Genomic DNA, 14,510 nt, shown 5'->3' on the forward strand with positions numbered 1-14,510 from the left:
AGCTATAGTTATTTGTATGTATTGAAGCCCGAGTCATGTTTCTTCATTTTGAGTCTGCAGCATTTTTTCCATTTTTTGTTTATAAGGCCTGAACCAAAGCTCACAAAATAAAATAGAGTAAATTAACGGCTTGGCAGATAGTACAAATGCGGTAGAAAGATCATCTTGAGCAATGTTGGTATGTATCGCTATGGTTAATGCCGTAACCAAACTAGCACACACACCGATGATATAGGCATTTTCAATCACAACTTTGGCTTGTGAAATGTACCTATTTAGATTTGGAACATAATTGGGGTACTTAACAAGCCATGACGTATTATCAAGTAAGCGATACGTGGCAAGCGCACCATTTGTCATCATAGAAATGATAATAGTAAGCCCCCATACAATTGCCATGCTGACAATTTCCCAGGGACCATCGATACCAGTCATCAGTACCACGGCCACAATAACCAGCCCCATAATAAATAGGCCCAATATGCCAGCCCAGTCTGTTTTATATTCTATGTTATGTGTAGTTGTTTTTAGATCAGGTTTAAAGGATAGCTCGCTAGGTGATATTTCAAAGGCATTTGAAAATGCCAGTTTTGTTTCCATTGAACAAGAACCATCCTTTTCTGCTCTTTGAATTGTTCTTTCACTCACGCCACTGACTGCAGCGAGCTTTTCCTGTGACCAGCCCCTATCTTTCCTTAGTTCAATCAATTTATCAGGTGATACATTCATTGTATTTCTCCGAATTAAGTTTACGAAGATATTGCGCCTAAACTGTTAATTTCACCACGACATAAGCCCGACAAAAACTCGCCAATAGCCAGACAAACGCTAAAGTAAATGGCTAACCATAGATGTTAAACAATTTTATTGCTGTCTTTGCCAGCAGTTTCTTATCCATTGATGTAACTAATTGCCGAAAGATAAACAATACTTAAGCCGCAGCCAATTGCGAGAAAACTCAATAATCGAAAGCGGTGACCAATTTGAGCAGTCAACAAAGCAAATTGTTTATGGCGAGTTGCGCCGATAATAATAAGAAAAATGCTCACAAAACAAAGTACAGCACCAATAACTTTGAACAAAACTGGATAAGGAGTTGAGTGCGCAAGTAACAGAAATAGTATTCCCAAAACGGCCCTACTGACTATTTCAAATAAATGGAACCAGGGCTTTTTGCTGAAATTAACAATACCTTGCGAAAATTGCAGTGGTTTGACTAACATAAAGCAACCAAATCCTATCATCCCTAAACCAAAAATAAAAAGTAGATACATATCGCCCTTTCTCTACATGAGACTGGAAGGCACCATCGTCTATTGGCAGCCCTATATAATGAGTACTAACGAAGAGAAAATATCAAACCTTCATTGAGTCAATACCTACAAATCAAACCCAAAACAGACGTTACGGAATGCATTGGATTCAAAGTCGTTGTATTTGCCTTGAACGAGCCAGAAGAGTATTTAAAAATGGCTCAACCCAATAAATGAAAGTATTAAGCTTTATTGATAAATATCTTCATCAGGGTTTCTGCGTGTTCTTAACAAACGCAAGAACCACATATACTGTTCTGGATAAGCTAATATCACCTGCTCCACAATTTTATTCAATGCTAACGCTTCGTTTTCTTTGCCTTTCATTGAATCGGGGTCAACGGCTGGTAACACAGTTAAATTGAAATGTTGCTTTGCTTGATCATAACCAATGGACACTGGCAATACTTGGGCATTTCCCGCTTGAGCTAAGCGCCCTACTACAGGTAATGTTGCTTTTTCTGTACCAAGAAATGGCGCAAACACACTTTGTTCACGACCAAGATCTTCATCGGGAAGGTAAAAGAAACTATTGTCTTGTTTAAGCTCGCTAATTAACGAACGGATACCGGCTTCACGCATATAAACCCGACCACCTTGAGAACTGCGCAACCTATTACTAAACCAGTTGAATAACTCATTCTTATGCGCTTTAGCCATAGTTACCATTGGGATTTCAATGTTTAATCTAAGACCAGCGTAATCGATTGGCCACACATGGGGCATGATGAAAATAATGGGTTGTCCAGCCTCTCTGGCAGCTTGAACATGTTCAAAACCATGTAACTGTACACGACGTTTAATGTGAGCATTTGAGCGAATAGCCAACTCAGCCTGTGACAACAACGCGATGACAAAATTATCAACGTTGTCTCTTAACAGCTCTTCAACTTGCTCAGACGATTTATCAGGAAAACAATGACTAATATTGACCTTTGCTACATGCAATGGCTTTTTAGCTATTTTTAACACAATCCATGACAAAGCGCGGGCAATAGGATCTCTCAACCACGCTGGCATAAGACCAAATATAAACAACAAACCAACAACTAACCATGTCCCCCAATGCTTTGGGTGTAAAAGTTGTTTTTTAAAGCGTCTATCAAAATGCTTACTGGTACGTTTTTTAGTTTTATTGGTCAAAGAACATTGCTCCAAACCTAAATAGATATGCAGAAGTTTATCAATTATCCACACTGAGCAAAACGAGTTTTAACCTCAGACAACCAGAAATTATCCAACCATCTAGCCCAATGCTTAGTAAGTGAACAAAAGACAAAAAAGAGCCACTCATTTCTGAGCCGCTCTTTCATTGCTTAAATAGCGTAACTATTTAAAAAGTGAACTATTTCTTATTAGCGTTAGCTGCTTCTACACGTGATTTTAACTTCTGTCCTGGACGGAAAGTCACTACGCGGCGCGCCGAAATAGGAATATCTTCACCAGTTTTTGGGTTCCGTCCCGGTCTTTGATTCTTGTCCCTAAGGTCAAAGTTGCCAAAGCCAGATAACTTGACCTGCTCACCACTTTCGAGTGCTTCACGAATTTCTTCAAAAAACGTCTCAACCATCTCTTTGGCTACTCGCTTATTGATGCCAAGTGTTTCAAAAAGATGCTCTGCCATTTCGGCTTTGGTAAGTGCCATACTTTAATCCCTCAACGATGCGTTGAACTCGTTCTTAAGGGCAGAAATTACTGAATCCATTGTTTCAGTAATATCTTTCTCCTCAAGGGTTCGAGTAGTGTCTTGTAATGTAAGTGCGATTGCGAGGCTCTTTTTGCCCGGCTCTACACCTTTACCTTGATATACATCGAACAAGTTTAAGCCAACCAACTGATTTTCGCCAACTTTTCTTATCAAATTCATAACATCTGTTGCAGAAATATTTTCATCTACAACAACTGCGATATCACGTCGATTTGCAGGAAACTTAGATACAGTCTGGGCTAGCGGTAAACTAGAATGCAATAATGCGTCTAGTTCTAACTCAAAAACAATAGTTTTACCATTTAGGCCAAATGGCTTTTCCAACTTTGGATGTACAGCACCAATGTGACCAATGACTCGATTTTCTCTCAATATTTCAGCACATTGCCCCGGATGTAACGCCGGATGCGTTGCTGCTTTAAAAGTAAATTCAGAATCCGCTGCTGTCAAGCCGATAATTGATTCTAAATCACCTTTTAAATCAAAGAAGTCGACAGTTTTTGACTCCATTGACCAATGTTCGTCGTTTTGGTTACCTGAAATCACGGCACCAAGCATCGCTTGTTGACGTACGCCAGAATCTGCTTGTGTATCAGGAACAAAGCGTAAACCTGTCTCAAAAAGACGTACACGACCTTGCTGACGGCTTTGGTTATTTCCTACTGCAGACAATAAACCGGTAAACATCGATAAACGCATGGCCGACATTTCTACCGAAATAGGATTTGGCAATACCATTGCTTCTTGCTCAGGGTGAACCTGTGCTTGCAACTTAGGATCGACAAAGCTGTAAGTAATCGCTTCTTGGAACCCACGCGCGACCAATAAGTCGCGCACTCGCTTAAGTGGCATGTCTGCTTCTTTGTGATCAGACATATTCAATGAAGCAACTGGCGCAATATTAGGAATATTGTTGTAACCGTATATACGCGCGACTTCTTCAATTAAGTCTTCTTCGATAGCCATGTCAAAACGGTATGTGGCTGTTGTAACGTTCCACACATTACCGTCGGTTGCAACTTCAAACCCTAAACGCTGCAGGATTTCAGTCACGTCACTATCAGGAATATGGTGCCCTAATGTGCGATCGAGTTTACTACGACGTAAAGTGATATTGGCCGCTTTGGGTAAATCAGCTTCTGATACAGCTTCAACCACTTGCCCTGCTTCACCACCGCAGATATCAAGTACAAGACGTGTCGCACGGTCCATGACCTTATGTTGTAGCTGTGGGTCAACGCCACGTTCAAAACGGTGTGATGAATCTGTGTGTAAGCCTAAACGTCGCGCTTTGCCTAAGATAGCCAATGGTGCAAAGAACGCACACTCTAGTAGGATATCTTTAGTACTACTGTTTACACCTGTCGCTTCGCCACCAAATACGCCCGCTAACGCAACCGGTTGTTTGTCATCAGCAATGACTAAAGTGTCGCTTGGTACAGTGATCTCATTGCCATCGAGTAATGTGAGCTTTTCTTCACCATTTGCCATACGCACAGTAATGCCACCATTTAAGGTCGCTAAGTCGAACGCGTGCATTGGCTGACCAAACTCAATCAATACATAGTTGGTGATATCAACAATCGGATCGATTGAACGAATACCACTACGGCGTAATTTCTCTTGCATCCAAAGTGGTGTTATCGCTGTAACATCAACATTCTTCACCACACGCCCTAGGTAACGTGGACAAGCTTGAGGAGCTTCAACCTTGATAGATACCGGTGCATCAATAGATGCATCGACAGCTTCCCAGCTTGGCGCTGTCACAGCATGGCGGTTAAGTACACCCACTTCACGTGCTAAACCGACCATGCCTAAGCAATCTGCACGGTTAGCCGTTAGGTCCACATCGATGATGGCATCATCTAAATCTAGATATTCGCGGACACTTTTACCGATTGGTGCATCAAGCGGTAACTCAATAATGCCATCGCTCTCGATATCAATACCGAGTTCACCGTATGAACACAACATACCAAACGAGGGTTGACCACGTAATTTGGCTTTCTTAATTTTAAAGTCACCCGGTAGCACAGCGCCTACCATAGCAACAGCAACCTTTAAGCCTTGGCGGCAGTTTGGCGCACCACACACGATGTCGATTAATTCATCTTCGCCAACGTTAATTTTGGTCACGCGTAATTTGTCAGCATCTGGGTGTTGACCACATTCAACCACTTCACCAACCACAACACCGCTAAATTCTGCAGCAACGCCATCGACTGCGTCTACTTCAAGACCAGCCATGGTAATTTGGTGTGATAATTCTTCACGACTTACTGATGGGTTAACCCATTCACGAAGCCAAGATTCGCTAAATTTCATCTGTCTATTGCTCCGTTATTTGAATTGCTTGAGGAAACGTAAATCGTTTTCAAAAAAGGCACGTAAATCATTCACGCCATAGCGCAACATGGTTAAACGCTCAACGCCCATACCAAAAGCAAAACCAGAGTATTTCTCAGGGTCTATGCCCACACTGCGCAATACATTCGGGTGTACCATACCGCAGCCTAATACTTCTAACCACTTACCGTTTTTACCCATTACGTCAACTTCAGCAGATGGCTCAGTGAACGGGAAATAAGATGGACGGAAGCGCACTTGTAAATCTTCTTCAAAGAAGTTGCGTAAGAAATCGTGCAGAATACCTTTCAGTTCAGCAAAGTTAACGTTTTCGGCAACCATTAACCCTTCTACCTGATGGAACATCGGTGTATGAGTTTGATCGTAATCATTACGGTATACGCGACCAGGAGAGATAATACGTAAAGGCGGTTGCTCGTGCTCCATGGTACGAATTTGTACGCCAGAGGTTTGAGTTCGTAACATCACTTTTGGATTAAAGTAGAACGTATCGTGATCTGCACGTGCTGGGTGATGCTCAGAAATATTCAGCGCGTCAAAGTTATGGAAATCATCTTCGATTTCCGGTCCTTCCTTAACGCTAAAGCCTAACTCACCAAAGAAAGTTTCAATACGTTCAATCGTACGAGTAACTGGGTGTAAACCGCCAATTTCTAGGGTTTTACCGGGCAAAGTGACATCAATTTGCTCAGCGGCTAGCTTAGCTTCTAATTCAGCGGCTTTTAAGCCTTCTATCTTTTCAGATAACTGTTTTTGAACGCTTTGCTTAGCTTGGTTTACTGCTTGACCAAATGCTGGCTTTTCTTCAGGGCTTAATTTGCCCATCATTTTCATCATGTCGGTGATCTTACCTTTCTTACCAAGGTAGTCGACACGGATATCATCCAATGCCTTTAGATCACGTGCCTTCTCGATGACCTCTAAGGCTTGTTCTACGATCTCAGTTAACTGTTGCATTATATTTTCCACTGCATTTTTCGATTGAATGCGTCTGTTCGTCTAAGCGTTATCTAAGTATTAGACACATGATTGACAGCGCCACACTTTCAACTTGGCTTGCCAATTTTAGGTTTAAAACAAAAGAGAGAAATTTTACGTTAGCAGACAACATATTGCTAGTGATGACTGCTGATTTTTATGACTATTTGGCAGCTAATGTCTAATTATTAATGGGCACACTGTTCTCTGAGGGAAATTTATTAATTTATTTTGCGAACTAATGCTGGCCCCATAAGTAATGCAATTGTAAAATAACGGTGACTATTAGTTTACGTTCACAAATTGCAACTATCGTAACTTGCATAGAGGCTTGCCTGCAGCGCTATTTTGAATTTTCACTCTGGGTTTAAGTAGTTAAATATTCATTAAAGATCTGTTTATGCATACCGATAAAAACAATAGATAGAGTGGCAATAATAAGCCAACAAAAAAGAGGCACTAATGAGAGAAGTTAAATTTCGCTGGATAGATCAATATCTTATCCACATGACCCTGAAGACAAAATTCACCATTTTAGCGGTTGTTCCAATGATTATGATTATTGGATTAACCTTATTTTTAAATACTGAACACCAATCCAATTCGCAACAAGCACGTTTACTCGGCACATTAACGGCTAACAATGCTTCGGTTAAGGTAATCGAATCGGCTTTAGAAAATGTTGATGACGTAACCAAACAAAAAGTAGCACAGAGTAGCAATGCACAATTAGTCTCGATTAATAGTGTTGCTCGAGATGTGGCAACTGCAGCTCGTCAAGGTGGCGGGATTGTGATTAATGGCAGTAATGCAACCGTTGTGAGCCAAATTAACAAGTTTGACCAAGTGTTAGTGTCACGTGTTGACCTTAAACAGCTCAATAATGATAGTAATGCTTCTCACTATGCATATGGTTTGATGATTGTGTTGTTGCTGGTTTTATTTGCCTTTGCATACTATATCTCAACCTTTGTCGGCGGTGCTTTATACACTACTGTCACGGCATTGAAGCGTGCTGCAGATGGTGATCTCACAGGACGCTTAAACTTTTTTGAAGTTAAAGATGAGTTCAGTATATTGGCTATCAGCATTGATAAACTTGTCGAGCGCCAACATAACTTAGTAAAACAAATTACACATGCCACCGATCAGATCCGTAATGTAGTATTGAACTTCAGAAATAATGCGCAAGAAGGTCAATCCTTAGCGGTAAACCAACGTCAGCATTTAGACTCTTTGGCAACTGCAATGGAAGAAATGACCGCAGCAGTGAAAGAAGTTGCCCGTAATGCTGATCAATCGTCAGATGAAACACAAGAAGCCAATAATCAAGTCGCTGCAGGGTCAAAAGACATTGAAACCACTGTGCATGCTATTGATGTGCTTTCAAATGAAATTGAAGATGCAGCTCATGCAGTTTCAGTACTCAACGATAATGCCAGTAAAATTGACGATGTCGTCACCACTATCAATGCCATTTCTGAACAAACCAACTTACTTGCATTAAATGCTGCTATTGAAGCTGCCCGAGCGGGTGAACAAGGTCGCGGCTTTGCTGTTGTGGCTGATGAAGTTCGTACTCTTGCTGGCCGTACTCAGTCTGCCACAGTTGAAATTAAGTCAATGATTGAAGAGCTACAATCTGGCACTCAGAATCTAACTCAAGTCATGGCACACACGGTTGAGCAAGCAGAAGAAGGTAAAAAACATGTACTTCAAACTGGTGAGGATTTATCCAATATTGCCCACCACAGTAGTAAAGTGTTTGATATGTCAGTACTGATTGCCACTTCGGCTGAAGAGCAATCTGCCGTAGCAAATGAAATTGCCACTAATTTGATGGAAATTAGAAATCAATCACACGATGTGGAACAGTCGGCAACGCAATCTGTCACGGGTTGTGATGAGTTACATACAACGGCAGAAAAGTTAGATGAACTGTTAGTTGGCCTTAAACTCTAGTATTAATTGCATCATTTACAAGTTTAAACGCCATCCTATGATGGCGTTTTTTTATGGTTACTACTGAGTAATGATGTCACTAAACAAAGTTTCATCAAAAGGCTCATATTCATTTCGCTCATCAGGTATATCAGTGAAATATTGTAAGAACTCAACTTCATAGCCATCTGGGTCTAGGTAGTACACACTTTTATATGATGGATCGCCTTTGCCATCGATCGCTATAGGATAGCCAGCTTGCTGCATTCGCACCATTAATGACTGAATATCATCTACTACAAAAGCTAAGTGCGACAAGCCCACATCATAACCCTTATTATCCCTATTTTGGTTTTTGCCATTATCGTTCAGTGACAGGTAAGTATAATCATCGCCAAAATGTACCCAACGACGCCACACACCATGCCATTCGCCGACTCCGCCACCGCGTATTTTCCAATGAGGAAATGCTGCTTGATAAAAGTTGATGGTCGGTTTTAGCTCTTTCACGACTATATTTAAATGTTCTAAACGCATGTTTCTTACTCCCTTTGAATGTTTGACATAAGTTACAACCTCAAGCTAACTTGAGGTAAAGTACTTTTTGACATTTTTTGAGGATTTTATGCTGGAACCATTTGAGTTATCTGTTGGCAAAGTTGCTAAACGCTGTGGTGTTAATGTGTCCACCTTGCACTTTTATGAACAAAAAGGCTTAATTCGCTCCCTGCGTAATCAAGGCAATCAAAGGCGTTACCAACGTCAAGTACTAAGACGTGTGGCAATCATTAAAGTGGCGCAAAAATTGGGCGTTAGCCTAGATGAAATTAATCAAGCTTTTGCCAGTCTACCGGAAAATAGAACACCCACTAAACATGATTGGGCAAACCTTTCTAGCCAATGGCAGCAAAAACTGCAACAACGCATAGATAAACTCACGCAATTGAAAGATTCATTAGAGGGTTGTATTGGTTGTGGGTGTTTATCAATGACAAATTGCCCAATGTATAACGCTGATGATCAACTCTCGACAAAAGGGGCTGGTGCGGTACTACTAATATAGAAACAAAAAAGCCTAGCGCAACGCACTAGGCAAACAGGAAGAGGTACAATGAAACGTGTAAAGGTTAGCTTTCAATTACCTTTGTATTAGTGATTTCAATTTTTCTTGGTTTCATTGCTTCTGGAATTTCTCGAACCAAATCAACATTCAATAAGCCATTTTCTAGCTCAGCACCCACCACTTCAACGTGTTCAGCGAGTTGGAATGTTCTTTCGAAGCCGCGCTCAGCAATACCTTGATGTAAGTATGTGCGCTCATCTTTTTTGTTGGGTTTAGTGCCCTTCACTAGCAGCTTTTCACCTTCAGAAGTGATTTCAAGCTCTGACATAGCAAAGCCAGCGACGGCCATAGTGATGCGGTAGCGGTTTTCACCTAACAATTCAATATTATATGGAGGATAACCGGAAGCGTTATTGCTCTTATTAGCAGCGTGTTCAGCCATTCTAGCTAATCGGTCAAAACCAATTGCGCTACGAAATAGTGGAGTTAGATCTGGGTTGATATTTAATTGACGCATGTTCATATCCTTGTGTTAAGCAATATGTAAAAAATTAGCCATTATTGGCAGTTTGAGCATTGCCCTTTCGGCGCAATGGGTAGGAAGAACGTGAAACCTCAATCGAGCATTTCATTAAGTGTTCCTGCTACATAACTAGATATGAGGACGCTATTTGGGTTATCAAGGGTGAGGGGTTAATTATTTAATAAAAATTTTGAAAGATTTACATAACCACTTGAAATTAAATTGATTTAAACAATAAAAAAAGCTGCATGACCACGACTAAATAAATGTCATGTTCACGCAGCTTCAATTTTAGTCACGCTTTTGCGTTTACCAAAAACTATAGATTATTGGTTATCTTCAGGTTTTAATACTGGGTTATCGAGTTTATCAGCATAGCTATCAGGCACGATGAAAGTTAAACCCGTTGGGATTTCTTCTAACTTCTTACCATCAGCATCTAACGCTTCTACATATTCAATCATAGATTCGTTATCAATAAAGCCAGACTTAATCGTTTCAGACTGATTCTTAGTTGCAAAGATATCATAGCCGTCTTTACCACCAGCAATGTAAGCATTAGTCGCAATCTTATAGATGGAATCCATTTCTAGATCAGTACAGTTACCCGCCGCAACACCTTGAGGACAGATTTGCAGATCTTCAATTTGCTCGCCAACGACAGCTTTACCGTTAAAGGTAAACTGAATATTGGCCATCGTTGGGAAAGCACCACTAGAGGTCGTCATTGAATAGTTAATGGTATCTTCCAATAACTGCTTAACGTCTTCACCCTTTAAGGTAACAACAGCTAGTTCATTGTTGAAATACAGTAATGAACCAATGATGTAACCTGCAGTTAAGCCTTCAGCACCCGCGGTAATGTTGTCACGTACACCACCATTATTGGTGATCGCCATATCAACGCCATAACCTTGCTGGTTTAGCTTCCACACCATAGATGCAGCTACCTGTGCACCTGCTTCGCTACCCGTCATAGGTAGTGATGCACCGCCACGGCTTAGACCAGGAATACGAACATGATCTAACATACCAGTGTCTACTGGGTCATTGGCATCAAATACCTGACCAATAACTTTACCTTCAAACTCTTCAATTAACGGCTTATATTCTTCGTCAATTTTAGTACGCAGAGCAGCATCTTCGTCTGTGATAGCAATATTATCTTCACCAGAGACAAAGGTTTCAGTTGCTGCTTGGTCTGCATCAGTTAATGGTTCACGGTTATCACCGTCATACTTGTGCTCAAAGTCGTTATCAATTAGCAGAGTATTGTTACCAGCACAGCTCACTACTTTGCCGTTTTCAAAACTGATATCTACTTGACCAACTGCTTGAGCTAAGTCACCCGCTTGTACAATACATGTTTTAGTATCGCCATTTGGATTAGTGAACATTTCAGCGTAACTAGTGCTAGTTTCACCGCGACCAAGGTTGTTGAAATCACCTAATAAAGTGTGAGAGTGGCCACCTACAATCACGTCAACGCCATTGACGCTTTCAGCAATACGAATATCGCGATCAAGACCAATGTGACTCACCATGACGACTTTATCGATACCCATACCTTCAAGTATGTTTACCGTTTCTTGTGCAGCTATCACTTCTTCACTGAAGCTTAAATCTTCACCTGGTGATGAGATGTTTTCTAAGTCTTCTAATACAAGACCAAAAATACCAACCTTTTCACCATCGAATTCTTTAATGGTGTACGCCATGATGTTTTCAACCGCATCCATGGCAGCATCATTGCTTGTATCCATGTTTGCAGCTAACAGTGGAAAGTTAACGTTTTCAGCAAAGTTGATCAGTGGCTCGTTACCTAAATCAAATTCGTGGTTACCAATTGCCATTGCATCAATGTACATTTGGCTTAATAACTCAGCATTACCCTGACCTTTGAGTACGTTGAAGTACAAAGAGCCTTGGAATGCATCACCACCGTGAAGCGCTAAAAATGGTTTGTTGGCTTCCTCTGCCATGGTGCGAGCAGCTTTAAGTGCCGTTGCCATTCTTGGGTAACCACCAACAGATGCACGAACATCAAAGTCTGCTTCGTTAACTTGAGCGGTAAAATCTAATGAACCGGCATCAAAGCTTGAGTGAGTGTCGTTCACATGTGCGATAGTTAAATCAAACTTACTAATATCATCGTCACTACTATTACAACCCGTTAATGCAGCAATAACCGCACTTGCCACTAACCCTTTAATTAATATTTTATTCATTCCGTCGACCCCTAATTATATTTTTTTATCAATATTGTTAATGGCGATCTGTTTAAGCTAAAAAGCACAAACAAATTCCCCTAACGCGCAACATGCTATCAAATCATTAACCTTTAATGTTTCGTTTTAATTAAAAAAAGTAATTATTTAATTGTTATATAACAGTGGGTTAGTGAAAAAATATTTCACTATAACGAACAGGCACAAACAGATTTAAACGTCTGATGGGAATAGTTGCATGCAACACACCCAAAATATGCGATTTATTAATTAGTTACACTGAAAGAGAAATCGGCGACAGTATTTTATTTTCAGAACAAGCGCGTCAAATTTAATGTAAATCCATATTTACTTTTCAGCTTGTAAAAATGCTAAACAGTGAACTAGATCAACTTTTAAAAGGATTGAAAGTGCGTGTTTGTGGGTATTTTTATCCAACCAACAGGTCGTGTCATGCTGTAAAACATCTAATTGTTAACATTTTGTACAGCGCTAAGACTAATATTTGACTTGTTTACATAGGTTATATTAAAGCCACACATCGACAAATAAAGCTTTGTGTTGCTTATCGATTTATCTAGAACAACATAACTATTCACTGTAATAGCGTAAACAGTGTTATCCAATGCCATCGCTTAACAACTTAAGGGCTACCAAATGAGATGGACCAAAAAGACAATTCAAATTGAAATATAGATACTGCAATTAAGCGGGTATTTTTCACGGAATGATAAAATAAAAAATGCATGCAATATTAAGTTGCATGCATTGTCTCGTACACTTTGACATGTAAGTTCTGGTAGCTAATTTTAAATTTAACTATTGAGCTAAACGCGCTGTTATCCACTGACCAATTGTTTGAAGCTGTGCTGGTAACACGCTGTGCCCCATTGGATAAGTTTGCCAATGAGTCTGATAACCGGCTTGCTTAAGTGTGCTATAAGCCATTTGTCCAGCTTGAACTGGCACAACTTCATCTTGTGAACCATGGTGCTGCAAAATTGGCGTGTTTTTATTTGAATCAGCCAATTGCTCAGGCAATGCTTCACCAGTGGCTAGATAACACGATAGCCCCATGATCCCTGCAAGCTTTTGTTCAAAACGTAAACCTGTGAATAAGCTCATCACACCGCCCTGACTAAAGCCCGCTAAAATGATTTTATCAGCTGGGATCCCTGCGGATATCTGCTCATTTAAGATGCCTTTTACGATCTTTTCAGATGCTAGTAAATCAGGCATATAAGCACGGCCATTAATATCCATACTTTTGATGTCATACCATGAACGCATCACAAAACCACCATTAATGGTTACGGCTTGTTCTGGTGCATGAGGGAAAATAAAACGGGTGGCATGATCCTCGGGTAAACCAAGTACCGGCACAACTGGAGCAAAACCTGCACCAGAGTCGCCTAACCCATGTAACCAAACTACGCATGATGTCGCTGCATTGTTGGGTTCGACAATAATTCTATCGGGTAATTGTTGCGTAGAAGACATTGTTCATCCTTTGTATGTTCTTGCTTGCTATCGAAACAGACTTGCTATTGTGCTTCTATGCCTGTTTCAGCTATAACTTGTTCTAATTGTTCAGCGTTATCTAATGCGATACTCCAAAGTGTTGACCCTGCATCAGCAATAAGCACATTGCCTTGACGATAACATTGCAAATCTTCAACGGCGGCCTGCATGACTATGGCATTACTGGTAATGCGGCATTGCACTTCATGCTGGGTAACAATTAATTTGCCTTTGGCAAATGTAATAACCATTATTTACTTCCGAATTTTGTCCACAAAAAATCCCAACTTGAAACCAAGTTGGGATGATTTCTTAGATTAACTAATGGTTATGGCCGCCAACACCATGAGCATGACCATGTGCGATTTCTTCATCCGTTGCTTCACGTGCATTAACGATTTCGATATCGAATGTCAGCTCTCGCCCTGCTAATGGGTGATTGATATCAATCGTTGCCATGAATTTACCTACCTTGACGACGGTAACTTGGCGTTGACCTTGTTCCGTATTCACGATGGCACTCATACCAGGTTTCCACACTTTAGCACCAGATAAATGCTTAACAGATACGCGTTGTTCAGCACCTTCATGGCGCTCACCATAAGTATCCTTTGCAGCTGGTGTCACACTAAAGCTTTCACCAACTTCTCTACCATTAATCGCATCTTCGATACCTGGCATCATATTGTCATGGCCATGTAAATACGCAATTGGGTCTTGATCTACATTGGTTTCTAGTTGCTCACCTTGCTCATCACGCAGGGTGTAATTGAACTGTACCACCATATCATCAGTGATTTTCATGTTGCTTCCTATCATTAAAATTGGCGCAAGCTTAGCAGAAGCTAAAACACCAATCTAGAGA

General features: G+C 40.6%; 14 protein-coding genes. 2 read left to right on the forward strand and 12 right to left on the reverse strand.

Annotation, left to right across the window (positions count from 1 at the left end):
- Positions 1–33 precede the first annotated feature (33 nt).
- From ACHUGF_RS06710 to pheS, 6 genes are all read right to left on the reverse strand, one after another.
- Positions 34–729, reverse strand: a complete 696-nt coding sequence (locus ACHUGF_RS06710) for a helix-turn-helix domain-containing protein (RefSeq protein WP_394130016.1) — start codon at positions 727–729, stop codon at positions 34–36.
- 161 nt (positions 730–890) lie between these two features.
- Positions 891–1,223, reverse strand: a complete 333-nt coding sequence (locus ACHUGF_RS06715) for a hypothetical protein (protein WP_394130017.1) — start codon at positions 1,221–1,223, stop codon at positions 891–893.
- A gap of 279 nt (positions 1,224–1,502) precedes the next feature.
- Positions 1,503–2,456, reverse strand: a complete 954-nt coding sequence (gene lpxM, locus ACHUGF_RS06720; RefSeq protein WP_394130018.1) for a lauroyl-Kdo(2)-lipid IV(A) myristoyltransferase — start codon at positions 2,454–2,456, stop codon at positions 1,503–1,505.
- Positions 2,457–2,658: 202 nt separating this feature from the next.
- Entirely contained in the window at positions 2,659–2,958 is a 300-nt protein-coding gene (gene ihfA, locus ACHUGF_RS06725) for an integration host factor subunit alpha (RefSeq protein WP_394130019.1), read from the reverse strand.
- 3 nt (positions 2,959–2,961) lie between these two features.
- The gene (gene pheT, locus ACHUGF_RS06730; RefSeq protein ID WP_394130020.1) at positions 2,962–5,349 is read right to left on the reverse strand and encodes a phenylalanine--tRNA ligase subunit beta; all 2,388 of its coding nucleotides are present in this window, start codon (positions 5,347–5,349) and stop codon (positions 2,962–2,964) included.
- 15 nt (positions 5,350–5,364) lie between these two features.
- A complete protein-coding gene (gene pheS, locus ACHUGF_RS06735) occupies positions 5,365–6,348 on the reverse strand; it encodes a phenylalanine--tRNA ligase subunit alpha (protein WP_394130021.1) in 984 nt (327 codons plus the stop codon).
- A gap of 483 nt (positions 6,349–6,831) precedes the next feature.
- Between pheS and ACHUGF_RS06740 the strand changes: the two genes are divergently transcribed.
- Entirely contained in the window at positions 6,832–8,331 is a 1,500-nt protein-coding gene (locus ACHUGF_RS06740) for a methyl-accepting chemotaxis protein (protein ID WP_394130022.1), read from the forward strand.
- A gap of 60 nt (positions 8,332–8,391) precedes the next feature.
- Here ACHUGF_RS06740 and ACHUGF_RS06745 read toward each other — a convergent pair whose 3' ends face one another.
- Positions 8,392–8,847 carry a VOC family protein gene (locus ACHUGF_RS06745; RefSeq protein WP_394130023.1) on the reverse strand — a complete coding sequence of 152 codons (456 nt, stop codon included), beginning with the start codon at positions 8,845–8,847 and terminating at the stop codon, positions 8,392–8,394.
- A gap of 88 nt (positions 8,848–8,935) precedes the next feature.
- Here ACHUGF_RS06745 and soxR point away from each other — a divergent pair, with 88 nt between their 5' ends.
- Positions 8,936–9,373, forward strand: coding sequence for a redox-sensitive transcriptional activator SoxR (soxR, locus tag ACHUGF_RS06750; RefSeq protein ID WP_394130024.1), 438 nt, complete (start codon positions 8,936–8,938; stop codon positions 9,371–9,373).
- 64 nt (positions 9,374–9,437) lie between these two features.
- Here soxR and ACHUGF_RS06755 read toward each other — a convergent pair whose 3' ends face one another.
- The 5 genes from ACHUGF_RS06755 to ACHUGF_RS06775 form a co-directional block, all read right to left on the reverse strand.
- Positions 9,438–9,890 carry an Hsp20 family protein gene (locus ACHUGF_RS06755; protein ID WP_394130025.1) on the reverse strand — a complete coding sequence of 151 codons (453 nt, stop codon included), beginning with the start codon at positions 9,888–9,890 and terminating at the stop codon, positions 9,438–9,440.
- A 332-nt stretch (positions 9,891–10,222) separates the two neighbouring features.
- The gene (locus tag ACHUGF_RS06760) at positions 10,223–12,124 is read right to left on the reverse strand and encodes a bifunctional metallophosphatase/5'-nucleotidase (protein ID WP_394130026.1); all 1,902 of its coding nucleotides are present in this window, start codon (positions 12,122–12,124) and stop codon (positions 10,223–10,225) included.
- 819 nt (positions 12,125–12,943) lie between these two features.
- Positions 12,944–13,624 (reverse strand): alpha/beta hydrolase, encoded by a 681-nt coding sequence (locus ACHUGF_RS06765; protein WP_394130027.1) that lies wholly within the window; start codon positions 13,622–13,624, stop codon positions 12,944–12,946.
- A 44-nt stretch (positions 13,625–13,668) separates the two neighbouring features.
- Entirely contained in the window at positions 13,669–13,896 is a 228-nt protein-coding gene (locus ACHUGF_RS06770) for a DUF3389 family protein (RefSeq protein WP_394130028.1), read from the reverse strand.
- A 70-nt stretch (positions 13,897–13,966) separates the two neighbouring features.
- Complete coding sequence (locus ACHUGF_RS06775) at positions 13,967–14,449, reverse strand: FKBP-type peptidyl-prolyl cis-trans isomerase (protein ID WP_394130029.1); 483 nt, start codon at positions 14,447–14,449, stop codon at positions 13,967–13,969.
- Positions 14,450–14,510 lie beyond the last annotated feature (61 nt).

The organism is Shewanella maritima (assembly GCF_043643735.1).
Taxonomy (GTDB): Bacteria; Pseudomonadota; Gammaproteobacteria; order Enterobacterales; family Shewanellaceae; genus Shewanella; species Shewanella maritima_A.